The sequence below is a fragment of the Vibrio sp. BS-M-Sm-2 genome, assembly GCF_041504345.1.
Taxonomy (GTDB): domain Bacteria; phylum Pseudomonadota; class Gammaproteobacteria; order Enterobacterales; family Vibrionaceae; genus Vibrio; species Vibrio satsumensis.
Genome location: NZ_CP167895.1, coordinates 1,197,066 through 1,221,907, shown reverse-complemented (window position 1 = coordinate 1,221,907; position 24,842 = coordinate 1,197,066). Strand labels below are relative to the sequence as shown.

At 44.4% G+C, this 24,842-nt stretch carries 19 protein-coding genes and 2 pseudogenes; 15 read left to right on the top strand and 6 right to left on the bottom strand.

Translation table 11 applies throughout. The annotated features are described in order from the left end of the window. Positions 1-15 precede the first annotated feature (15 nt). Positions 16-924 carry an AraC family transcriptional regulator gene (locus AB8613_RS21370; protein ID WP_372384976.1) on the bottom strand — a complete coding sequence of 303 codons (909 nt, stop codon included), beginning with the start codon at positions 922-924 and terminating at the stop codon, positions 16-18. Positions 925-1,144: 220 nt separating this feature from the next. Between AB8613_RS21370 and AB8613_RS21365 the strand changes: the two genes are divergently transcribed. Both AB8613_RS21365 and AB8613_RS21360 read left to right on the top strand, forming a co-directional pair. Further along, positions 1,145-1,906, top strand: coding sequence for a siderophore ferric iron reductase (locus AB8613_RS21365; RefSeq protein WP_372385807.1), 762 nt, complete (start codon positions 1,145-1,147; stop codon positions 1,904-1,906). A gap of 76 nt (positions 1,907-1,982) precedes the next feature. Then, positions 1,983-2,768 (top strand): ABC transporter ATP-binding protein, encoded by a 786-nt coding sequence (locus tag AB8613_RS21360; RefSeq protein WP_372384975.1) that lies wholly within the window; start codon positions 1,983-1,985, stop codon positions 2,766-2,768. A 214-nt stretch (positions 2,769-2,982) separates the two neighbouring features. Here AB8613_RS21360 and AB8613_RS21355 read toward each other — a convergent pair. After that, positions 2,983-4,189, bottom strand: a pseudogene (locus AB8613_RS21355) (multidrug effflux MFS transporter). Positions 4,190-4,528: 339 nt separating this feature from the next. On the opposite strand from AB8613_RS21355, the gene AB8613_RS21350 reads away from it, so the two are divergent. The 4 genes from AB8613_RS21350 (at position 4,529) to AB8613_RS21335 (ending at position 7,528) form a co-directional block, all read left to right on the top strand. Further along, positions 4,529-5,620: a PQQ-dependent sugar dehydrogenase gene (locus AB8613_RS21350; RefSeq protein ID WP_372384974.1), complete on the top strand. Its 1,092-nt coding sequence runs from the start codon at positions 4,529-4,531 to the stop codon at positions 5,618-5,620. 448 nt (positions 5,621-6,068) lie between these two features. Further along, positions 6,069-6,278 carry a cold-shock protein gene (locus AB8613_RS21345; protein WP_004737278.1) on the top strand — a complete coding sequence of 70 codons (210 nt, stop codon included), beginning with the start codon at positions 6,069-6,071 and terminating at the stop codon, positions 6,276-6,278. 118 nt (positions 6,279-6,396) lie between these two features. Beyond that, positions 6,397-6,936, top strand: a complete 540-nt coding sequence (locus tag AB8613_RS21340) for a YaeQ family protein (RefSeq protein ID WP_017631131.1) — start codon at positions 6,397-6,399, stop codon at positions 6,934-6,936. Continuing rightward, a complete protein-coding gene (locus tag AB8613_RS21335) occupies positions 6,929-7,528 on the top strand; it encodes a hypothetical protein (protein WP_372384973.1) in 600 nt (199 codons plus the stop codon). Before AB8613_RS21340 ends, AB8613_RS21335 begins: the two co-directional genes overlap by 8 nt. A 258-nt stretch (positions 7,529-7,786) precedes the next feature. Here AB8613_RS21335 and folE read toward each other — a convergent pair whose 3' ends face one another. Next, positions 7,787-8,440, bottom strand: a complete 654-nt coding sequence (gene folE / locus AB8613_RS21330) for a GTP cyclohydrolase I FolE (protein ID WP_017061725.1) — start codon at positions 8,438-8,440, stop codon at positions 7,787-7,789. 209 nt (positions 8,441-8,649) lie between these two features. Between folE and moeA the strand changes: the two genes are divergently transcribed. From moeA to AB8613_RS21295, 7 genes and pseudogenes are all read left to right on the top strand, one after another. Then, a complete protein-coding gene (gene moeA / locus AB8613_RS21325) occupies positions 8,650-9,885 on the top strand; it encodes a molybdopterin molybdotransferase MoeA (RefSeq protein ID WP_285953664.1) in 1,236 nt (411 codons plus the stop codon). Positions 9,886-9,897: 12 nt separating this feature from the next. Then, positions 9,898-10,647, top strand: a complete 750-nt coding sequence (gene moeB / locus AB8613_RS21320) for a molybdopterin-synthase adenylyltransferase MoeB (RefSeq protein WP_285953665.1) — start codon at positions 9,898-9,900, stop codon at positions 10,645-10,647. 260 nt (positions 10,648-10,907) lie between these two features. Further along, a complete protein-coding gene (locus AB8613_RS21315; RefSeq protein WP_372384972.1) occupies positions 10,908-13,043 on the top strand; it encodes an LruC domain-containing protein in 2,136 nt (711 codons plus the stop codon). Positions 13,044-13,054: 11 nt separating this feature from the next. After that, on the top strand, positions 13,055-13,657 hold the full coding sequence (locus tag AB8613_RS21310) for a hypothetical protein (protein WP_372384971.1): 603 nt from the start codon (positions 13,055-13,057) through the stop codon (positions 13,655-13,657). Positions 13,658-13,818: 161 nt separating this feature from the next. Next, on the top strand, positions 13,819-14,133 hold the full coding sequence (locus AB8613_RS21305) for a hypothetical protein (RefSeq protein ID WP_171369036.1): 315 nt from the start codon (positions 13,819-13,821) through the stop codon (positions 14,131-14,133). Positions 14,134-14,183: 50 nt separating this feature from the next. After that, on the top strand, positions 14,184-15,032 hold the full coding sequence (locus AB8613_RS21300; RefSeq protein WP_372384970.1) for a sulfurtransferase: 849 nt from the start codon (positions 14,184-14,186) through the stop codon (positions 15,030-15,032). A 386-nt stretch (positions 15,033-15,418) separates the two neighbouring features. Next, positions 15,419-17,723, top strand: a pseudogene (locus AB8613_RS21295) (putative bifunctional diguanylate cyclase/phosphodiesterase). 94 nt (positions 17,724-17,817) lie between these two features. On the opposite strand, the gene AB8613_RS21290 reads toward AB8613_RS21295, so the two are convergent. Next, positions 17,818-18,822 (bottom strand): sugar-binding transcriptional regulator, encoded by a 1,005-nt coding sequence (locus tag AB8613_RS21290; RefSeq protein ID WP_132969104.1) that lies wholly within the window; start codon positions 18,820-18,822, stop codon positions 17,818-17,820. A gap of 459 nt (positions 18,823-19,281) precedes the next feature. On the opposite strand from AB8613_RS21290, the gene tal reads away from it, so the two are divergent. Continuing rightward, positions 19,282-20,232: a transaldolase gene (gene tal, locus AB8613_RS21285; RefSeq protein WP_146490793.1), complete on the top strand. Its 951-nt coding sequence runs from the start codon at positions 19,282-19,284 to the stop codon at positions 20,230-20,232. Positions 20,233-20,318: 86 nt separating this feature from the next. Next, a complete protein-coding gene (tkt, locus tag AB8613_RS21280) occupies positions 20,319-22,310 on the top strand; it encodes a transketolase (RefSeq protein WP_372384969.1) in 1,992 nt (663 codons plus the stop codon). Between the two features lie 95 nt (positions 22,311-22,405). On the opposite strand, the gene AB8613_RS21275 is transcribed toward tkt, so the two are convergent. Next, positions 22,406-22,954 (bottom strand): hypothetical protein, encoded by a 549-nt coding sequence (locus AB8613_RS21275; RefSeq protein ID WP_261383428.1) that lies wholly within the window; start codon positions 22,952-22,954, stop codon positions 22,406-22,408. 279 nt (positions 22,955-23,233) lie between these two features. Then, positions 23,234-24,796: a PAS domain-containing methyl-accepting chemotaxis protein gene (locus AB8613_RS21270; protein WP_146490795.1), complete on the bottom strand. Its 1,563-nt coding sequence runs from the start codon at positions 24,794-24,796 to the stop codon at positions 23,234-23,236. Between the last annotated feature and the right edge of the window lie 46 nt (positions 24,797-24,842).

The window sequence follows — 24,842 nt, the reverse complement described above, 5'->3', positions numbered from 1 at the left end:
TTTGTGAGGATATGATTACGATTTAATAATAGGAACCCAGTACTCCATTTCAGCATCTGACGCGTGGGCTTGATAGCCAAATGGGTACACTTCGAGCTCATAACCATCGACACCACGATAACCAGAACTCGGCAGCCAGTTAAGTACAAACCAGCTAAGAGTGTGTCGTAGATTCTCAATAGGACCACAATGCTTAACCACAGCGTAGGTTTGCTTAGGGATGGTCAGCACCTTCAATTTATCGGATATGATGCTTGGTAATTGCGGGATGGAAATTCCGTCGTGAAGCTCAACACCAGCCCAATAGTGGATGTTGGTGCCATCGAAACAAGACTGAGTAAGGTCAACGACACCAATAAACTGAAGCACATTATCATTTGGAATGGTCACTTCCTGTTCCAAACGAGACCAAAGCTGAGGGACTTTCTCTGCAAAATCTTGTGTTAGTGAAAACAAACCACTGATTTCTGATGTCATGCCTTTAACAAGGAAAGACTCTCTTTCGTCAATTCGTACTTCCACAAAGCTGAGTACTCCTTTTTTAGCAGCGCTCGCCATATCAGACACCTGTATTGGTTTTCTCAGCCCTACCCTTTTGCCCGCTTTTCGATATTGGCTTGGGCTCGCCCCAAACATCTGCTTGAACGAACGGCTAAAGCTTATTTCTGAATTGAACCCGAGCCCAAGAGCAATATCTATCACGCGCTCTTTTCCATCAAGCAGGTGTTCTGCAGCTTGGCTTAATTTTAGCTCTCTCACATAATTCGCCACAGTAAGCCCTGTTTCGGCTTGAAACACTCTCTGAAGCTGCCAACGAGACCAACAGCTTTGTGTCGCAATATCTTCTAACGATAGCGAGGAGCTAAGGTTCGAATGGATATAGGTCAAAACGCGACTGATACGACAAAATGCAGGTGTGTTCATATTTAAGCTTTCATATTCTCTATAGTTGGCAGCGACATATTCGATTCACCAATACTTTTATCATTTAAAACGGCTTTTATCACTCAAAAAAAGAAGCGCTCATGTGTGTTCTATAAAATGACCAAAAGACAGAGGCACCGAGTAGATGCTCCATTTTGTATGGTTATCCTCGATTATGTCCGTTATGATAACGCTACTGATTCTCATTTAATGGTTTATGATGCTTTCCCAGCTGCACAATATTATCACTCGTCGGAGAGCCCCGTCTCTACATCAGAAAATCTTCGCTCACTCAAAACAAGTGACACCTTATTTAAGTGGAAGCTTTGGTGTTCTGCATAGCAAGAGCATTGCAATAACGAATGATGATAGCCATAAAGAAATCAAACACGTTTACGATGGCCTTGCGCAGAGCCACCCTGAAGCAGGCAAAGCCTATTGGTTAACCCGAACGTGGGATCTGGTTTGCTGGCAACCAATCTACGTGACCTTTATATCTATCTACGGCCTTCACTCACTGCCTGATATCAAGAATATCGGTCAGTTTAGATACAAAGAGTTCATTACTGGCTATCGCTTCTTCAATGGTGATCATCAGCATGGTTCACCTGAAGAGCTTATCCCACAGGCTGGTGAAGCCATTCTTACATTGACTGAATTTTATCGCAGCCAAATAAGTGAATGGACACGCATTCGCCCAGGGTTTACCAACCACTTACTGGCCGATCTACTGTTAAGTAGTTTGATCAAGCTGCAACAGCACGAGCCAAGCCTGACCAATGATTATATCACTGGGCAAGCTAAGCTTTGGTTAGAAGCATGCCAATTACCTGAAAGTCATTTAGACAGCCTTAAGGTCGATGCTCATTCAGGAATGCTAAAGCTGATCAGAATCAGTTGCTGCCTTGTTTATAAGTGTGATTCAGGAAAGTATTGCGACGATTGTCCTAGACACCCTGACAACAAGAAAACAGCTAAATAACACCCACTATTTTAAAGACCAGAGCGACAAATTTTCTTTCATTAAGCATCGCTATTGGTCTCGATACAGGACTGACATGTTCCAGCTTTCAAACATCAACATCGTTCGAGACAACCGAGCCATCCTCTCAATCGACGATCTTACTATTCCGACCGATGAGCTGACAGTAGTTCTTGGTCACAATGGTTCAGGAAAATCCACACTAGTAAACTTGCTGTCAGGACAAATGTCTCCAGATCACGGCACCGTCGAGTTCGAAGGCACTTCCCTTTCTTCATTCAAAAGCAAAGAGTTAGCAAAGAAGATTGCTTATTTACCGCAAAAGCTTCCTGCTTCTGCAGGCTTAACCGTAGAAGAGCTGGTTCGTTTAGGGCGTTTCCCATGGAGAGGCGCATTAGGCCGTTGGAATTCTGAAGATAAATCGATCATCCAACAAGCAATGGAGAGAACTGGCGTCTCGGAGTTTTCACAGGCATTAGCGGATGATTTGTCTGGTGGTGAACGTCAACGGGCGTGGGTCTCTATGTTGTTGGCTCAACAGTCACCTGTATTGATCCTCGATGAACCGACATCGGCATTGGATGTTCATCACCAATTTCAACTGATGGGTTTACTGTCTGAACTCAACAAAAAAGAAGATGTTGGGGTGATCGTTATTCTGCACGACTTGAACCTTGCACTGCGCTACGCGACATACATCGTCGCACTAAAGAAAGGTCAGATTGCATTTGAAGGCAGCGCCGATAAGTTACTCGATGAAGAAGCTTTGTCAGCACTATATGAGTCCCCTATCCGACTGATCGATCATCCAGTTCCAGCCAATACTGCAGCAAGTGAGAAGGTTGCAGTCGTCTGTGAATAGTTCGGGCATTTCAATTTAAATCTAAGTTCTAAGTTCTAAGTTCTAAGTTCTAAGTTCTAAGTTCTAAGTTCTAAGTTCTAAGTTCTAAGTTCTAAGTTCTAAGCATAATAAAGGCCATCGAAATCATAAACTTCAATGGCCTTTTCGTTTTTCACTCGCTAGCTAGCTAGCTAGCTAAATAATTAAATAACCAAATAACCAAATAACCAAATAACTAGCTAAGCTGAGACTCTCTCGCTTCTTGGCTACTGAAACCACGCAAAATGTTAAACAGGGTAATCAATGTGAACAGCATGATGACGAGCGATAAATGCCACGCTTCCCCTAACCCTAACTGAACCAGCCCCATACTCACCATTGAAGACACCACCATCTGCCCGCCACCAGACATCGCAGCCGCCGCGCCAGCGTTCTTCTTATAAGGCAACATCACTAACGCCTGAGCACAAGGTAACGCAATACCATTACCAAGAATCATCAAGAACTGGCCAAGCATGAGATACAAAGGTTCAAGTGGACAGAAGAACAGCCACAAGGCCGCTGCAACGTGTAATACAGGTGTGCATAACAGAGTTTTCTTGTTACCCAGCATAGGGCGAATACGGTTACATAAGCTTGTTCCGCCAAGCATGCCTAATGCTGGAATCACCGCCCACATCGCGTATTCATCTGACGTCATACCAATCTGGTTCTGCATGATAAATGGCATCACTGATACGGTGGTGATCATCAAGCTAAAGTTAAGCCAACCAATACTCGCAAAGCTCATAAAATAACGAGAAGTAAGTAACTCTTTATATTGAGAAATCATTTTCTTCGGTGAAGGGATAGCTGAAATCTGAGTGACGGTTTCCTTAAACTTGAACGCCAATACCACCCAAGCCAATGAGACATAGCCAAGTAGTGAGATAAACACCATACTCCAGCCAAAGTGGAAGTTAATAAAGCCGCCGATTACTGGCGCAATCAAAGGTGTAATCGACGCGACCATCGCGATGTAGGACATCGCCAAAGGCAAATCGGCCCCGCTGAATCGATCTCGTGTTGAAGCGCGAGCAAGTACAGCGCAACAGCCAGTCCCTAAGCCTTGAAGAAAACGTCCCATCACCATGCTAGTAAATGAATGGCTAAAGAAGATGATCATTAACAAGCCCAGCATGGCAATCAACAAACCGGTTAACAGTACCTTTTTACGCCCTAGCGCATCTGAAACGGGACCATAAATAAACTGAGAAGGACCAAAGCCTAGCAAATAGACACTCACCAAGAGCTGAGCTTGCTCTAAAGAGACATCGAAATCTTTCGCGATCCAAGGTAAAGAAGGAAACACCAAACCCATACTGAGTTGACCAATACTGATGACCAATACTGATGACCAAACACGCAAGTAGGATCGATTTAAAGTCAAATCGGCGGCTCATGATGTAAAGTATCCAATAGAACAGCGGTTTTGAGATCGAGTGGTTTGAGAATAGATCGCTTGAATATCTACCTGACAACGTAAAGACAGAGAAAATAACGAAAAGGTTGTAAGGTTAGTATTCATTGTGCTCCGAAAAAATCGAATAAAGGATGGCAGGGTAAACATACGTGAGCTTGTATAATCATACAATACTCGCTCAACTAAATATGTGAATAGTGACTTTTCACTGCCCCTAATTATCTACTTGCCTTAACTATTTATTTGCCCTAATTATTAGTTAGCTACTTACCGACCGCAAGCTAAACTAATACAACGTCATGACAATCAAGGGACTTCAATGAACACTCATCATCGTATTCTTTCCTGTGCTTTGGCACTCATCGTATCAGGTCCAATTGCTTCAACCCTAGTTTTTGCATGGCAGGCAGAAAAAATCACAGACGGCCTCGAGATTCCATGGGGTCTCGCTTATGTCGATGACGGTTCTATGCTTCTCACAGAAAAAGCAGGCGTTATCAAACACATTGATTTAAAAACTGGTGAACAAAGCACACTGTTCAGGCTTCCCAATGTTTGGGCGAAAGGCCAAGGTGGTTTGTTGGATATCGCGCTCTCCCCTTTTGAAGAAGATAAGTTCTATGTTACCTACAGCAAAGATGTTGATGGCGAGGGCGTAACCACACTCGCTTCTGCTACGTACAAAGGCGATGAGGTGTCTGACTGGCAAGATGTGTTTGTGTCTAAATCGAGAACAGATACAGGTCGTCACTTTGGGAGCCGCATTACCTTTGACGATAGCCATCTGTATTTTTCAATCGGCGATCGTGGTGACAGAGACAACGGCCAAGATACACTGACTCACGCAGGTTCGATATTGAGATTGAATGCCGATGGAAGCCCACCTAGCGACAACCCATTCACAGATAACGACCAGATTCTCAATGAGATTTGGAGCTTTGGTCATCGCAATCCACAAGGGTTGTTCTATGATGCCCCGACTCAAAAGCTTTGGTCGATTGAACACGGCCCGCGCGGTGGTGATGAAATCAACCTAATAAAAGCAGGCGCCAACTATGGATGGCCAGTCACATCGCACGGAAAAGAGTATTGGGGCCCAATTAGCGTTGGCGAGTCTAAAACCAAAGATGGTATTGAAGCGCCTAGAAAGGTCTACATTCCCTCAATCGCACCCGGCAACTTAGTGGTTTATCAAGGAGATAAATTTCCTGAACTCAAAGGGAAACTATTAGCGGGTGCACTCAAGCTTACCCATATCAATGTGGTGACGGTCAATACACAAGGTGAGGCAATAGAAGAAGAGCGCCTACTTGAAGACTTAGGTGAACGAATCAGAGACATTGAAACCTCACCAGACGGCGACATCTTCTTTAGTACTGATAATGGCAACCTTTATCGCTTGAAAAAGTAGTCGATAAAATGTTCAAGTAAAGACATTTTCCTTACAACGAAATCTATAGATACAAGCCGTAAAAAGTGGGCTCAAGACCCAATTAGCGGCTTTTAATTTGCAAAAATGAAGGCGCTAAAACAGTGCAATTACTCCAAATTTGTCATCAATATCGACCACCTTTTTCACAAAAACGACAACAAATCACCATACAACTGTAACTCCATGATATTTAAGGAATGCAAAGTTTGACTGCCCCCAAGTTTCTGCAACCTTTCACTATGGATTCGATTGACTATCCCCTGATTTAATTTAGACTTCATCTCGGCTAGAAAGAAAGTTCTTTGTATATAAACATTTCGTTGGATTACTAGTAACCCCGTTGTGTTGTACGCAATAGCAATAAACTTTTCCACGCTATCAGTGCCACAATTGGCTCAAAATAAAAATTTAATTTTAGGATATCATCATGTCTAACACAGTTACTGGTACAGTAAAATGGTTCAACGAAACTAAAGGCTTTGGCTTCATTCAACAAGAAAACGGTCCAGACGTATTCGCACACTTCTCAGCTATCACTGGCGAAGGTTTCAAGACTCTTGCTGAAGGCCAAAAAGTTGAGTTCGTAGTATCTCAAGGTCAAAAAGGCCCACAAGCTGACAGCATCAAAGTACTTTAATTTAGTATTTTAAAGCTTTCTAAAAAATAGCCAGCCTCTGCTGGCTATTTTTTTACCCGCTATTCAGAGATTTAAGGTAATATTCCCCTTCACTATTTCTACCTAAGACACCCTCTCAATGGCTCTTAAACCGACAATCTACAAGTTTCGTATCTCTTTAACTGATATGAATCGCGACTATTACGACTCTTTTAATCTAACGGTTGCACAACACCCTTCTGAAACAGAACAGCGAATGATGGCTCGAATCATGGCTTTCTGTATCAATGCCTCTCCTGAACTTGAGTTCACTAAAGGGTTGTCTAGCATTGAAGAGCCCGATTTATGGCAGAAATCGTTAGATGATCAAATCCTAGAATGGGTTGATGTCGGCGAACCCGATCCAGAGCGTGTTAAGAAGGCAACTCGCCTATCTAAATCAGTGCGTGTATTCAGCTTCAACACTAAATCAAACGTGTGGTGGGAGCAGAACAAAGGTAAATTCGGTTACCTGAAAGCTCAGATCGTTCGTTTAGACAATGATGGTATTGAGCAGCTTGCAGCGATGACACAACGCACGATGGATCTTTCAGTGATGCTGACTGGCAACTCTGCTTTCGTTAACAGCGATACTCAATCGGCTGAAGTAACGTGGGAAGAGCTACAGAGTAATGACTGAGCTTCCAACTAGTGAACAGCAGAAACTTGAAGCAAATCAGCAAGTCAAAACCAAGCTGCACTCTTGTTTGAAAGAGTCTGGTTTAGACTCAGTAGCCGCGATTGCGACAGGTTTCGAGAAAGAGCTAACGTCTTTTATCGACGAAAACCACGCTCTGTTTAAACACGCTTGTGAGAATAAGCCGGACAACTCTGCACGTCAGACGTTGCTTGGTCTGTTAACCAAGGTACATATCGATGCAAGCTATCGCTTTGAAAGCAATAAAGAAGCGAATGAGGCGATGCAAAATGTATTCGATAACACAGTAGGCACAGAGCACAGCGACAAGTTTCAAAACTTTAACGCTCAACAGTTAAAATTAGTGACTCATTTGTGGTTGTTCATTCAAGGACGACTAGGAATGGATTACAGCCTAGCCAATGATCATGCTGCTGTAGCCGCTACACTGCTGTCTCGCTTATCGAGAAGCACTGACGATGAGATTCGCGTAGAGTTCATGGCGAGCTTTTATGATGGCTTGAACATCTACCAAGCAGAGAACAAACCGTCAGGTATTGTTCACCACTTAAAGCGTTTGTTTAACCTTTCTTAAGCATTCCACCAGCTGAAACCAAATTTGCGCTTTACACCGTGTAGAGCGCATCTATTTCCAACCACCGCTTGCACTATCACCTCTGAGCATAAAAGCAGATTCCCTACTCGCTCATTCTTGACTCTAGGGAATGACGACATTCTCAGTCATTGCAATTAACTTTACTACAAGTACAAAAAAGCCCCGCGAGTGCGAGGCTTAAAATCTTGGTTGTCGATTTTCTGAGGCTAAATCGAGCTTATCAAATAACGAAACGTATTAACGCAGGCCGTGCAAGAATTCGTGGCGCGTTGCTGGGTTTGATCTAAAAATACCGCCCAGTGCTGTTGTTGTCGTTTCGCTGGTTGCGTCCATTACACCACGTGATTTCACGCAGTAGTGAACCGCATCCATGGTTACAGCAACGTCATCGGTTTCTAATAGCGTTTGCAATGCAACAAGGATCTGCTGTGTCATACGCTCTTGAACTTGCGGGCGCTGAGCAAAGAATCGAACAATACGGTTAATCTTTGAAAGGCCGATGATTTTCCCACGAGGGATATAGGCTACCGCTGTCTTACCATCAATCGTCACTAAGTGGTGTTCACAAGTACTGGTCACGGTAATGTCTTTTACACGTACCATCTCACGAACACCCATCTTATTTTCGATTACGGTAATTTTAGGGAAATTGGCGTAATCCAAACCAGAGAAAATTTCATCCACGTACATTTTAGCAATACGTTGCGGTGTTTCTTCCAAACTATCGTCCGTAAGATCAAGTTCAAGGAGAGTTAGAATCTCACGCATATGGTGTTCGATTCGTTCCTTTTTCTCTTCTCGGCTAACCTGGTTAGGACTCATTGGTGTCTCTAATCCGCGGCTTGCTAGCGCATCTTTAACCAACTTCGCTGATTCGCTAAGACCTGACATTGAACTTCCTCTTTTATTACCCCTTTTGGATGGCAGACAAGGATACTCGGAATTTTGAATAATTACACCCATATTTTAAGGGAGGTCATTATTTACGGACCTTAAACTATGCTAAAGTGACTGCAATTTCGTTGGCGAACTTTTTAGTCTCAAAACCGATTCTGATGCCAACCATCAAATAAAATAATAACGATCAAAGGAATTCAATTATGGGCTGTTGCGACGCTCCGGGCTTGATGCCAATTGAAGAAGCACTAGATAAGCTACTATCACCAATTAAACCTATTCAAACGACCTTATCGCTGCCATTGGCAGATGCATTAGGTTACGTACTTGCTGAAGATATCCTCTCCCCTATTTTCGTACCTCCTTTTGATAACTCAGCAATGGACGGTTACGCGCTACGTTTAGCGGACCTAGAAAACGGTAAAGTACTGCCCTTAGCAGGCAAATCTTTTGCAGGTCAGCCATTTGAAGGCGAATGGCCAAGCAACACCTGTATTCGCATTATGACAGGAGCTAAAATCCCAGAAGGGTGCGATGCAGTCATCATGCAAGAAAATACTCGCGAAACCGATGCGGGCATCGAAATTCAGCAAGACGACATCAGACTGAACAACAATATTCGCCCTACCGGTGATGACATCAAACAAGGTGACATCGTTCTTAGCCGCGGTGAACGTTTAACGCCTCGCGACATTCCAATGATCGCTTCACTTGGTGTGAGCCATGTGACTGTTGCACACAAACCTAAAGTCGCTTTCTTCTCTACTGGCGATGAGCTAAAACCGCTAGGTCAGCCTCTTGAAGATGGTCAGATCTACGACAGCAACCGCTACGGTATCAAACCACTGATTGAAGCGTTTGGTTGCGAAGCGATTGACCTAGGCATCATCCCTGATTGCCCTACGACGCTTAAAGAAACCTTCGAGAAAGCTCAAGAATTGGCAGACGTTGTCGTGACTTCCGGTGGCGTAAGTGTTGGCGAAGCCGATTACACCAAAGACATCCTTGAAGAACTTGGTCAAATCGGCTTTTGGAAACTAGCTATCAAACCGGGTAAGCCGTTCGCATTTGGTGAACTAGACAACGCTTGGTTCTGTGGCCTACCGGGTAACCCAGTATCAGCGATGATGACGATGTATGTTTTGGTTCAGCCTATGCTTGCTAAACTTGCAGGTCACACTGCATGGACAGCGCCAGAATCGATCCCTGCTATTACTAAATCTGCATTTAAAAAAGGCCCAGGCCGTACTGACTATCAACGTGGTATCTACTCGATTGAAAACGGTCAATTTGTAGTAGAAACAACAGGTAACCAAAGCTCTGGCGCTTTCCGTTCAATGAGCCTAGCAAACTGCTTTGTGGTACTTGAGCGTGAGCGTGGCCGTGTTGAAGTGGGCGAAACAGTTCAGATTCAATTGTTTAACTCGACGCTTTACTAACAAGGCTTACTGATGGAAATACTGTCTGACGCAGAGATGCTTCGTTACAATCGCCAGATCATTCTTAAGCAGTTTGATTTTGAAGGCCAAGAAGCGCTGAAACAGAGCTCAATCTTAGTGTTGGGTGCAGGAGGCCTTGGTTGTGCCTCTGCTCAATACCTCGCGACTGCGGGCATTGGTAAGCTGACACTGATCGACGACGATATTGTCGAGCTTTCAAACCTGCAGCGACAAGTGCTTCACACCGATGCTGATATTGGTAAAAAGAAAGTCGTTTCAGCCGCCGAATCATTACAGGTGTTAAACCCACACCTAAAAGTTGAGACTGTCGATCACAGGCTCGATGACGAAACGCTTGCGAACCTAATCGAAGCGCATTCGTTAGTGCTTGATGCCAGCGACAATGTTGAAACACGTAATCAACTTAACCGCTTATGCTACGCATCTAAAACGCCACTCGTATCAGGTGCAGCGATTCGTATGGAAGGTCAGATTAGCGTATTCACTTATCAAGATGAAAATGCACCGTGTTACCAATGCTTAAGCGCTCTGTTCGGCAATGCGGCACTAAGTTGTGTCGAAGCCGGTGTGATGGCGCCAGTAGTTGGTATGGTGGGCGCGGCTCAGGCTTTGGAAGCGATTAAAGTTATTGCTAAGTTTGGACAACCAAAGCAAGGCAAACTTTTGATTCTCGATGCCATGTCTCACAGTTGGCGTGAGATGAATTTAATGAAGATGCCGAATTGTTCGGTGTGTGGTTAAGCTAATCACGAGTAAGATAGCTACTTTATAACTCCTCAAGCCCTGACCAATGTCGGGGCTTTTTATATTTGAACTTGAATCCAAACATTCCTGATTTCAAATTGAAACATTTCATGAGGAATCAGTTTCATTTGAATTCTCATTTTGAGAAAACAGATTTTCGCTGAAGAGTTAAGAATAAAAACCATCTAAAATCAATAACTTAAAATTGGCACGTAACTTGTAAAAGTATCTATACCTTCCATGACAAGGATGTAGATATGAGAATCACAACGTTAAGTTTGCTATTAAGTGCGCCATTGGTCGCCAACGCAGCGCCATTCGATACCTGCCCTAGTAAGGCATACCTATTTCAGTCGAAACCCGTTGAGGTTTGGGGCGTTAACCTAGTTACCGGCTCAACCACCCTGTTAGAAGACGATACAGGCATGAATGCCAACATCAATGGTGTCGGTTTTGACTTTCAAGACAGATATATTTATGGCTATGACACCACCAACAAACGCTTAGTGCGTCTTGGCCAAGACTTCCAAGCAGAGGTCATCAACACCAGCGGCTTACCAACCGATCACACCTTTTATGTAGGCGATGTCTACGACCATGTTTACTACCTATACCGCACAGGTAAGGGGCTGTTCACCGTTGACCTTTCGCCTTTAGATGCCGATCCAAATGCGACTGTTACCGTTAACAAAATTGTAGGCAGCCCAGCAACCGTAAAATTGACTGATTTCGCCTTTCACCCAAGCGATGGCTCTCTATATGGTATTGATAATAACTCGGGCGGCCTGTACCAATTCAACCCAACCACAGGAGCCGAAACCTACATCGGCGATACCGGTGAGTTAGGTACGTTCGGTGCTGGCTATTTTGATGTCAATGGCTACTACTACGTATCTCGAAACCAAGACGGTAAGATCTACCGAATCAACCTATCTCCCGACAACGCTGCCAATATCGCAGCAGGTATTGTTCCAGCCGATGAATTTGTACCGAATGGCCCAATTTCTGGTCAAAATGATGGTGCTCGTTGTGCTAATGCACCTGTTGTGGATGAAGACTCAAACATCGACTTCGGTGATGCTCCAGACAGCTACCTAACGTTACTGGCGAGTAATGGTCCTCGACATGAGCTTGATGGCATCACTTGGTTGGGTACAACACCACCAGATGCAGACTTGGATGGTTATGTCACTCCACAATCAGATGAAACTATTGGAGTGGACGATGAGTGGGCTAACGGTGGTATCGGTTTTGTTACTGCGCTTGAAGCCGGGCTTGATTCAAAAGTGGTAATTGAAGCTTCAACAACCGGTTACCTTTCGGCTTGGATCGACTGGAACCAAGACGGTAGCTTCGATGGTGCCAACGAACAAGTATTTACAGATTACCTGTTAGATGCTGGTGAAAATGAGTTATTCCTAAATGTCGATATCAACGCACTGACTGGTACCACATGGGCTCGATTCAGATTCAGTCAACAAACCAACTTAAGCTACTTCGGCGGTTCAACCTCCGGTGAGGTAGTGGATATTCAAGTTGACGTATTGAATGATGGTGCGACAGCTCGCTACTTCCCTAGTGCTTCTGGCTACGCAACACTCGCCTACGAGGATAACTGGCCGTACAAAGCCGATTACGATATGAATGACGCAGTCCTATTCTACCGCATTACGGAAATCCTTAAAGATGGCAAAGTAGTTAAATCAACCATTGATGGACGCCTTGCTGCTGTAGGTGCTTCATACAGAAACGGTTTCGCAGTTCGACTTCCAAACCTAGATCCAAGTTTAGTGAGTAGTGGTAACTCTTACATGAAACACAACGGGGTATTCACAGACCTAGATCTTGAATCAGGACGTAGCGAAGCAATATTTGTCATTGCAAACGACTTAACTGAGAAAATCACTACCGCTTGTAACTTCTACCGTACCAGCAATGGATGTAAAGAAGACGAACAGTTCTCCTTCCAAGTTGGTATTACCTTAGCAGGGGATGGTGTGAGCACTGCAAGTTGGACTGATATGCCTTACGACCCGTTCATCTTCGCGACGCCAGGATACTATCACGGTGAAAACCTTCCTGCGCATCCGGGACGTAGCTGGGAGGTACATCTACCAGACCAAGCACCAACCGAGGCCTTCGATACAGTGAACCTATTTGACTCTGGGATCGGTGTTGACGATAGCGACCCAGCAACGGGGAAATATTTCAAGACAGCAGAAAACCACCCTTGGGCTCTCATTATTACATCAACAGAAGAGTGGGAATGGCCGCAAGAATACGTGGATATCGTAACTGCTTACCCAGAGTTTAAGCAGTGGGCAGAGTCAAGCGGTGAAAATAACCAGACTTGGTACGTATCACCAGCAGACAACCAATGTTACGAGCCATAAGGAGAGACGTCATGAGTATCAAAGATAAACATAATCGCGAACATCATAACGTTGAGTTGAGAAGCAACCTCTCTAAGGAAAATAATATGTCTGCACAAAGCTCTTGGAACATGAAGAAAACAATGACCGTAGTTTTAGCTACAGCCCCACTCCTACTAGCAGGTTGTGGTGGGGGCGGAGGTGGCGGGGGCGGCAGCACGGCTTCTCCTTCACCGTCTTCACCGGCGACGCCAGCAACACCAGCAACGCCATCACCGTCTCCAGTAGCCAGTGCAGCAGCGGTACCCACTTACACTATGAGTGATTTAGTTGTACCCGACGGTTTTGATTACAGCTCTATAGAGCAGTTTGATATCGACATCGACATCAGTAGTATTTCAATAGACCGTTCATTTGTTACCGTGTATAGCCGTTTTAGTGCTCGTGACGACTCGACATTGAAACCAGACTACTCAAGCAAAGTGATTGCAGGATCATTAAACAATGGTGTGTTTGCCTCTAATTTCACGAGCCCAGTCAGCCACGATTCACTTCTCGTAGAGATTTGGTTTTACGATGGTCAGCCACCTCTACAAAAAGTAGTATCGAGCAGCAATTCTCAGATTGTGTGGTAATGAAAGTTTAGATTCGAATATCTACAGACAAAAGTGAGCAGCAATGCTCACTTTTTTGATCGCTCCAAACCAATAAAAGTGAAAATTATCTAATTAGAGTTCATTCACTTTACTTCGAATCTAACTTATATTTTCAAGATAACCTTCAAAGACTTACTCTCATGAAACAGTTAAAAATAGGTCTATTTATCTTAATGTGCGGTGTCGGCGTATTAGTTGCCCTTACCCATTTTCCGCTGACGTCACAGACGGGGCAACGTATTGAAGCCAAAGTGATTTCGAATACACTCACTCAGTCATTAGATGGACACAGGCGTTATCTTACTGTTCAAACTCAAGACAACAGTGTATTCCGCGTATCTATTGCACCGACCACGGACTGCCCTATTGATTCTGTAGTCTCGCTTGATACATTAAGTAACCAAATCACCGGACAAAGCAGCTATCAGTTCATCCACTGTAGAGCTGCACCTTAGCCGCCGATATAACAACAGCTATAACTACAACAAGAATGGATACAATAAGAATGAATCAGCCACTCATTTCTCCAGAACAACTTCAACAACGTTTGTTAGAGCAAGACAACATCATCATCTTAGACGCCAGTATCGAATTTCAAATTCCAAGTGAGTCTGAAAAGATCAAAGGACAAATGATTCCTGGAGCAATTCGTTTCGACTACGACAAAGACTTCAGCAACAAACATACCCTACTTCCTCACATGTTCCCTTCCGAAAAACACTTCAACACTCGTGCACGTGAAATTGGTATCAACCAAGACAGCACGATTGTGGTGTACGATAACTCCGGAACCTTCGCTTCGCCCCGTGCATGGTGGATGTTTATGGCAATGGGACACAACAACGTACACATTTTAGACGGTGGCTTGCCAGCATGGATTGAAGCGGGTTACGCGACGGACACATCGTACAGAGCTGAAGTAACACCAGGCAATTTCGAAGGCAACATTCAAGAAAACTACTTTGTGGATGCAAAGCAAGTCCTAAGCTATTCAGAAAACAAGAGTGCCAATATTCTAGATGCTCGATCTCAAGCTCGTTTTGATTCAGAAGTGCCTGAACCAAGAGCTGGATTACGCAGCGGGCATATTCCAAACTCAGTTTGTCTACCATTCGCACAAGTGCTGAACAACGGTAAGTTGAAACCACAGAGCGAGCTTACAGAAATCTTTTCTACGTTAGACTTAACGCCAACTCAACCGATGTTCTTTAGCTGTGGTTCAGGTGTGACTGCCTGCATCATTTTGTTGGCTGCTAAATTGGCGGGATACTCGGGTGAAATGGGAGTTTACGATGGCTCATGGACAGAATGGGGCGCTAACGAAAGCCTGCCTATCGCCGTAACAAACCAGTAATTCAACTTCGCTTACTGCCACTGTTAGAATATACTGCGCATGCATAAAGAGCTTGCTGATAATGATGACCTCACATCTCATGAAGTAAGCCTTTGTGCCGCAGTTAACACTATGTTCGCTCGAGGCTAAGACTCGATTAACACTGTTTGATTGGTAATCCACATCAACTTGCTAACCATAAATTGTGATTAATCATAAACTAATCGTTATCAAAATTATGAATACTAATATTTCACTCAAGAATCTCTGCTCATAGTCGTTACACTATTTAATCATTAATACTTTCATTGTGGATATTTGTATCCTTCGTTGCATGAATCACGCTGACGACCCAATAGTTTGTCACTTGCTCTCTGTTAATAGTAGTAACCAACAAAAGGCATCTCATGGCTCTATTTAAGAAAAATATCTGGTCGCTGTACGCTATGATCGTGCTGCTTACCGTGATACTTTTCTCCGTGTTGGGAGTAACAAACTGGAAAGCAAACAGAGACGACTTCATAGAGCAGCAACACATTCAAGTTGAGCTTTTTTCTAGCTCAGTCAACTCACTGCTGACCAGTCAAGAAGCCTTGTTAGAAGTGGTCGGCCATCAACTGGCTCAACAGTCTGATTTCACACGTACTGCGTCTATCCAAATTAGGCCCATTTTAGACAAACTACTTGAAACCCACCCTGCGATAGCAGCGTTTGGCTTGTTGAACACCGACGGTGACTACCTCTCGATCAGCTCAAATCTCCAACTTGCGAATCAAAGGAATTTGCTGCAATACGCACCAACGAGAGACTCCTTTTTAGACGCCCTATCTAGCAGTAGCATGGTGCTTGGCCGTACCTATTTTCAAGAATCGCTGAATAGCTTGGTTATCCCACTGAGAAAATCCATTTCAATCGATGGCAAGAAAGCCGATGCAGTAATGACCGCCGGGCTACGATTAGACGCCACGATCGTATTTGAAAATAATGCTCACGCCGGAAGTTTCAATACACTAAGCCTGCTCAGGACAGACAGCTATCGCCAATTTTATTCGAGTGATATCGAATCTGAGAGTGCGTATTCCTCTCCAGTAGGCAAAGATGTCATACAGCGTATTACACGCACCTTTACCGACCACTTTGGAATTAGCGTGCAAGAAGCGATGAATGGGCAAGAAACCTACTCTTTTGTCGTAGACGATGAACAATACCACTCTTTAATAAGCGCGAAATACATCCCAAACTACAAATTATGGGTGGTAGGGCGTACGGACCTAACTCACGTCGATAGCATATTCATACAAGAGTTCAGCATTCTGTTCGTTGCCTTTATTTTTCTTCAGTTCGGTTTCTACTTTTTGGTTAAGTCGATTGCCAAGAATGAACAACGCACTCGTAGCCAACTCATTTATCAGGCGAACCATGACCCATTAACCTCTCTACCAAACCGTTTGTACATGCGTAAAAATATTGGCAAATGGATTGACGATGACTCAGAGCCATTTTCGCTATTATTTATCGATATCGATAACTTTAAGTGTGTTAATGATACTCACGGGCACGACTTCGGGGACAAGGTACTCAGACAGATTGCGTTACGTTTGATGAGATTCCGTTCTCGACTCAGTTTGTTGGTGCGTGAATCCAGCGACGAGTTTCTATTCTTAACACCGTTAACGAACGAATCTGAGATTAAACGACTCGCCGAGCGGATTATTGAAGTACTTTCTCAACCTTATGAAGTAGAACACTCCCAGTTCTTGCTCGGCTGCAGTATTGGTATTGCTCGCTTCCCCGAACACGGAAAAGATTTGGATAGCTTGCTCCGTTCTGCCGATATTTCAATGTACAAAGCGAAGCAACAACAGAACTCATACAGTATTTTTACCACTGGCGCTGCAAGACGCTCACCTCTACAGAATGAAAGTAGAACAAAGGCTACGCATCGCTATCGAGAAACAAACACTGTTCATGGTTTTCCAACCACTGGTTCGTGCAAATGAGAGTATTCACGGTGTAGAAGCACTCGTTCGCTGGATTGATGACGAATTGGGTTTTGTTCCGCCGGATGTCTTTATACCGATAGCAGAGAACACAGGCTTAATGCAAAAACTGGGTACTTTTATTATTGAGTCCAGCATTATGCAGATCACCCACTTGCACCGAACAACCGAACAAAAGATCGGGCTGTCGATCAATATATCGGTTCGTCAGTTTTCCCATAAGTCGTTCTCTGACCACTTATTCGCTACGCTTGAAAAGTATCAGTTATCTCCAAGCTATTTAACGCTAGAGATAACGGAGAGTTTGTTCATTGAAGATGTAGCTATAGTGAAACCACTGTTTGAAGCACTCAAAGAAAACGATATTAAGATCTCTCTGGATGACTTCGGTACCGGCTATTCATCGTTGAGCATGTTGAAAGCACTCCCTATCGACGAACTTAAGATTGATAAGAGTTTCATTGAGAACATAACTATAGACCAGCAGTCACTGACTATGGTGCAAAACATTATCGCAATCGGTAAAAACTTCGGCATGGTGGTATTGGCAGAAGGCGTAGAATCAAACGAACACTTCTCGATTCTAAAGGCCTGTGGATGTGATTTGATGCAAGGCTACTACTTCTCTCGCCCTATTCCTTATGATGAGCTGTGTGAGTATCTAGCACCAACTCAGGTTGAGACAATAGAGCTACCAGAATCAACGGCATAACTGTCAGTTGATCTCACCAAGCTCACGAATAACACGATGAATCAAAAAGGGAGCCCAAACGGGCTCCCTTTCGCTTATCAATAACACTTGTACCTTAACGATTTTCGTCTAACTCAGCGTGCTTCATCTGCTCATCTAAGTTTAAAACCGTCAAAGCATTGCTCACACTGGTTGCTATAACATCAACCACGCCCGTTCTTAGCGCACCTAATAAAGCTAATGGTTTACTGTTCTCGGCAGCTATCGCAATCACCTCTGCGATTGGGCGAAACTCTTCTAACCCCAAACCGATCACTCGATCACTCATAACGGTGTTTGCCGCTTTGCCGTGTACGTCAAAAAAGTCATAGCCAGCAAAGTCACCAACAACGCCCTGTAATAAACGAGATTGAACCACTTCGCCTGCGGTAAACCAACCTAGGTCAACCATGTAACTGTTTTCGCTCATGTCACCGATACCGACTAATGCAACGTCGGCCTTTCGGGCTAGATCGAGTGTTTGCTTAACGGTGCTGTTTTCCATGAATGCCGTTTTTTGTGCTTTGTTTTCTGCATAAGCGGGCGCGTATAAGGTTTCAGAAGACCCACCGTACTTTTTGGCTAGCTGTCGACAGATGTGGTCGGCATTAAACATACCGCCTCTTGGGTGAATACCGCCGATGCCACACACGAACTTACAATCACGAGGGGTAATTACACCAGTATGGTGAGCAACAGACGATACGTTTCGGCCTTGGCCTACTGTCACCACCATGCCATTTTTCAAGGTACTGGTTAAATAGTTAGACACTAAGCCTGCAACTTGGAGTCGCTGCTTCTCTTCATTCGGTTGATCTAGTGCCACAAGTGCGCGTTTCACACCAAAGCGCTCAATTAAGCGTTGTTCTATCTTGGCACTGAATACTGGGTGGTATTTCACGGTGATCTCAACAATGCCCTCATCTCGGGCTTGCTTGAGCATTCGACCAACCTTTGCACGAGAGATAGAGTACTTTTTAGAGATCTCTTCTTGTGTCGCGCCATCCTGATAATAAGCAACCGCCACTTCAGTGAGGAGATCAGTGTTTTCTTCGGAAACATCTTGGATATTCTTACTCATATACCACGCAACCTATATTTAACAATTATTTTACCTGCTTTGAGAACAAATGTTCGATGCATCAGCAAGTGATACACAAGTTTACACTGCGAACATATGTAACGACAAGGAACATTTGTTCACGGTGATAGCCTTGGTTTTATTGTTGATTAATTCACCTTCCCATGCCCGTTAAACGTTTGCCTGCATACCCCATGATTACTAGAGCGAAATATATTTGACTGAAGTCACCATACAGGACTATTTACCGTTGACTTTGGTGCTAGATCGGATAAATATGGCTACATCATTTACTCATCGAGCGATCAAATGTTCTGTGCAAATGTTCGTTCGGAGAAAAATTTAAATTAATGTAAGTTTGGCTCACTGGTACAACCATTGAGAACTTCATTAGTTAGCTTGCAAATGCCCGCACCTCTCCCATTAAAGGGGTGTTATGCGATACATAGGATGATCAAAATGAGCAATAAATTAGAGCAACTTCGTAAACTAACAACTGTTGTAGCTGACACTGGCGATATTGAAGCTATCAGCAAGTACACTCCTGAAGATGCAACAACTAACCCATCTCTAATTCTTAAAGCCGCTCAAATTGCTGAGTACGCTCCTCTAATCGATGCTTCTATCGAATACGCTAAAGCGCAAAGCGATGACAAAGCACAGCAAGTTCAAGACACTTGTGACATGCTTAACGTAAACATCGGTAAAGAAATCCTTAAAGTAGTTCCAGGCCGTATCTCGACTGAAGTTGATGCTCGTCTTTCTTACGACATGGAAGGCAGCGTTGCTAAAGCTCGTCAGCTTATCAAAATGTACAACGACGCTGGCATCACGAACGACCGCATCCTTATCAAACTGGCTTCAACTTGGGAAGGTATCCGCGCTGCTGAAATCCTAGAGAAAGAAGGCATCAACTGTAACCTAACGCTTCTATTCTCTTTCGCTCAAGCTCGTGCTTGTGCTGAAGCTGGAGTATTCCTAATCTCTCCTTTCGTAGGTCGCATCATGGACTGGTACAAGGCGAAAGAAGGTCGTGATTTCGAAGCTTCAGAAGATCCAGGTGTAATCTCTGTTTCAGATATCTACAACTACTACAAAGACCACGGTTACAAAACTGTTGTTATGGGCGCAAGCTTCCGTAACATCGGCGAGATCCTTGAACTTGCTGGTTGTGACCGTCTAACTATCGCACCTCAACTTCTAGCAGACCTAGAAGCAGCAGAAGGTGAAGTAGTAGAGAAGCTAATCGACTCTAACGGTACTAAAGAGCGTCCAGCAGCGATGACTCACGCTGAGTTCCTATGGGATCACAACCAAGACGCAATGGCTGTTGAGAAACTAGCTGAAGGCATCCGCAACTTCGCAGTTGACCAAGGCAAACTAGAAGAAATGATTGCAGCTAAGCTGTAATCACTCTTACCAAATTCAAATAGGGGAACGTTCAGTTCCCCTACTTTTATCAATTTGTTTATCTTAATTTTTATTCGGAAGTTTCTATGAACCGCAAACATCTAGCTAACGCTATTCGTGCTCTAAGCATGGACGGCGTACAACAAGCAAACTCTGGTCACCCTGGCGCACCTATGGGTATGGCTGACATCGCTGAAGTACTTTGGCGCTCTCACCTAAACCACAACCCAGCAAACCCAGAGTGGGCTGACCGCGACCGTTTTATCCTGTCTAACGGCCACGGCTCTATGCTGATTTACTCTCTGCTTCACCTAGCAGGTTACGAGCTTTCAATTGAAGATCTTAAGAACTTCCGTCAACTTCACTCTAAGACTCCGGGTCACCCAGAGTACGGTTATGCACCAGGCATCGAGACGACTACTGGTCCTCTAGGTCAAGGCATCACTAACGCTGTTGGTATGGCAATGGCTGAGAAAGCGCTTGCGGCACAATTCAACAAAGAAGGCCACGACATCGTAGACCACTACACTTATGCATTCATGGGTGACGGCTGTCTGATGGAAGGTATCTCTCACGAAGCATGCTCTCTAGCGGGTACGCTAGGTCTTGGTAAGCTGGTTGCTTTCTGGGATGACAACGGTATCTCCATCGATGGTGAAGTTGAAGGTTGGTTCTCTGACGATACACCTAAGCGTTTCGAAGCTTACGGCTGGCACGTAATCCCAGCAGTAGATGGTCACGACTCTGACGCTATCAACGCAGCAATTGAAGCGGCTAAAGCAGATCCTCGCCCTACTCTAATCTGTACTAAAACAGTAATTGGCTTTGGTTCTCCAAACAAAGCAGGTACGCACGACTGTCACGGTGCACCACTAGGCGCTGAAGAAATTGCAGCAACACGTAAAGAATTAGGTTGGGAGCACGGTCCTTTTGAAATTCCGTCGGAAGTTTACTCAGAGTGGGATGCGAAAGAAGCAGGCGCAGCTAAGGAAGCAGCGTGGAACGAGAAACTTGCAGCTTATGAAGCAGCATACCCTGAGCTGGCAGCTGAATTCAAACGCCGCGTAAACGGTGATCTTCCTGCAAAATGGGAAGAGAAAGCATCGGCAATCATCGCTGATCTTCAAGCTAACCCAGCAAACATCGCATCACGTAAAGCATCTCAAAATGCACTAGAAGCGTTCGGTGCTATGCTACCTGAATTCATGGGCGGCTCTGCTGACCTTGCGCCTTCTAACCTAACCATGTGGTCTGGTTCTAAGTCTCTTGAAGCAAACGACTTCTCAGGTAACTACATCCACTACGGTGTACGTGAATTCGGTATGACAGCTATCATGAACGGTATCGCCCTGCACGGTGGTTTCGTACCATACGGCGCAACGTTCCTAATGTTCATGGAATACGCTCGTAACGCTATGCGTATGGCAGCTCTGATGAAAACTCAGAACATCCAAGTTTACACGCATGACTCTATCGGTCTTGGCGAAGATGGTCCTACTCACCAACCGGTTGAGCAGATCGCTTCTCTACGTCTAACTCCAAACATGAGCACATGGCGCCCATGTGACCAAGTTGAATCTGCAGTGGCTTGGAAACTGGCAATCGAGCGTAAAGATGGTCCTTCTGCACTTATCTTCTCTCGTCAAAACCTTGCACAACAAGATCGTGACGCTGAGCAAGTTGCTAACATCGCTAAGGGTGGTTACATCCTGAAAGATTGTGAAGGCAAGCCAGAGCTTATCCTTATCGCAACAGGTTCTGAAGTTGAACTAGCGGTTAACGCTGCTGCTGAATTAACAGCTGAAGGTAAGAAAGTACGCGTAGTTTCTATGCCTGCAACCGACGCGTTTGATAAGCAAGACGCGCAGTACCGTGAGTCTGTACTTCCATCTGACGTTACTGCTCGTATCGCAGTAGAAGCTGGCATCGCTGACTTCTGGTACAAGTACGTTGGTTTCGGTGGCAAGATCATCGGTATGACAACGTTCGGCGAATCTGCACCAGCAGGTGAGCTATTCAAGATGTTTGGTTTCACTACTGAAAACGTAGTAAACACAGCGAAAGAGCTTCTAGCTTAATCTTGAATACACTGTCTCGCCTTTAAATGGGTTGAAGCATACTGAAAGCCCCGCATGAAAATGCGGGGCTTTTTTGTATCTTTGCGCTTTAGCCGTTAAAACGTAAACCGCGCACCCACTCGAATCGTATTCTGCTTTAGGTTTTTGCTATAAGTATGGTCATATCCAGCGTCGACAGCGAGCCAAGAAAGAATATCAACCGAACTCACAATCCCGAAGTTATTTAAACCATGTTGATGGGTATCTGAATAGCGATAAAAAGGTTGCAGTGACCAACGATCATTGAGTGATACGACCGCCCCCGCCTCACCAATAAAACCCTCATCGTAATTTTTAATGGTCTCTCGATCACACGGATCCCAAATGGTGTCATTACGGCACGAAGAGCGTCTTTCCGGTCTTACCCAATTCACACCACCAGAGGCATACAATTCAACTTGTTGGCTGACAGAATGGTACAGACCCAAGTGAATAGATAGGTCAGACAATGTCGTTGAAGAGCGTGTCGTCGCGGACGAATCAAAACCTAAGAAGAAAGCATCGTTTAATGCATAGTTTCCACCGAAATAGCCACCATAAAGTTGCTTACTTCCTGAGTTATTGTAGGCACCATCAAAGTAATCTTGAAAGCCATCGTCACTCACCCTCGTATTCTGATACCCCGTATAAAGGTAATTCGATCCTTTTGAGGCTATACAAGGAGCACTAATAAAACTTAAGCAAATGGTGGTGACAATAAGGGGGCGCATGCTGATGCTCTGTCTTTTAATTGGAATATGGGAAGTGTAACTTAATCACAATTGAACGATGTTTTATTTTTGTTTCAAAGCTTTTCTAACCGCCACTTTTCACCTATGAAAAAGCCCTGCATATTATACAAGGCTTTCTGTTAAGTCTGATTCAGATTATCTGTGGCAACGATTCTATTTTTCTTCGAAGCGCTTCGCCAGTTGGTAGAACTCATTCACTTGCTCTTTTAGCTCTGTTGAATGATCTTTAACAGAATGTGTGGCAACCAAGTTTTGTTCTGCGGTCGATGCGATAGATTGCATGTGAAGGTTAACTTCACTCGAAAGAGTACGTTGCTTGTGAGCTGAGTTTTCAACAGACTGCATCAATTCGTTCATGGATTGCATTAGGTTTTCGACTTCAGACAAGCGCTCTGCACTCACCTTCGCAACATCACCACATGCGTCCGTTTGCTCACGGTTCGCCAGAATATCTTTTTGCCAGCCTTCAATTGTTGCCAGCATGGTATCAATACTCTCTTTGATCTGAACCGTAGCCTTTGAGGTTCGACCCGACAACGCGCGCACTTCGTCTGCAACGACAGCAAAGCCTCGTCCTTGCTCGCCCGCTCTAGCCGCTTCAATCGCAGCGTTCAGTGCCAACAAGTTGGTTTGCTCGGCGATTCCACCAATCTCTTCCATTATCTTACTCACGCTCTGTGCTTGGTCGCTCAGTTGGTAAGTCGTTTGAGTCGCCTTTTCAGCCTGAGAAGCTAGGCTCTCTAAGTTTTGATGAGTTTGATTAATGCTTTCTTTAGCGCCAGCGCAGGTTCGCAAAGTCACATCAACAATCTGGTGTGCTTCTTCTGTGCGAGAAGAGACCTCATTGGCGGTTACTTCGACCTCTTCAGTCGCCTCTCGTACTTGAAGAATGTCTTTTGTTTGCTGATCTAAGGCTTCTGATACTTCATATGACGTGGCATTTAAATTATCTGCCAAATCTTGTAATGGCTTAGCTGAATCTGTCATACGACCCAGTACAGTACGAATACGTGCAGACAACAGTTTTAAGTGAAAATCGGCAACAGAGAACTGACTATTACCTGAATAGACAAGGCGACTAACACTATCGAATTTCGATTGCAGCTTTTTTAACTGCAGTGGAGTATCAATGAGCTCTTGTCGGAAAAGCAGTGCTAATGCTGAAACTGGAAGCAAGCTCAGAAGCCATTGCGACACTTGCCCTACTTCGACTAGGTTTGAAACCAGAGGTGCGGCCAAAGAGCCTAACAAAACTGCGTAACGAACACTGTCACTGATCTGTAATGACCATTGGCGGCCAGATTTCTCAGCTTTCAATAAGCCTTGGTAGGCCTTATCTGCGATCTGCACCCACTCATTCTTCGGTTTAACACGAACAGACTGATAACCACTCACCTTGCCGCCCTCGTAGATTGGGGTAACGTAAGCATCGACCCAATAAAACCCACCGGATTTGGTTTTGTTTTTTACGATGCCACGCCACGCTTTACCTTGTTTTAGGTTGACCCACATATCTGCAAAAGCGGCTTTCGGCATATCGTTATGTCTTACGATATTGTGGTGTTGCCCTAGCAATTCTTGTTGGCTGTATTCCGCTATGCGACAAAAAGCATCATTACTGTACGTAATCACGCCTTTTAAGTCAGTGGTAGAGACAAGTTGTTCGTTTTCGCTTAGAAGCGTTTCACGAGATTGAGAAGATGAGCTGACAGTCATTATATTAACTTAGGTTAATTATTATTTTAGGCGAGGAATATATACA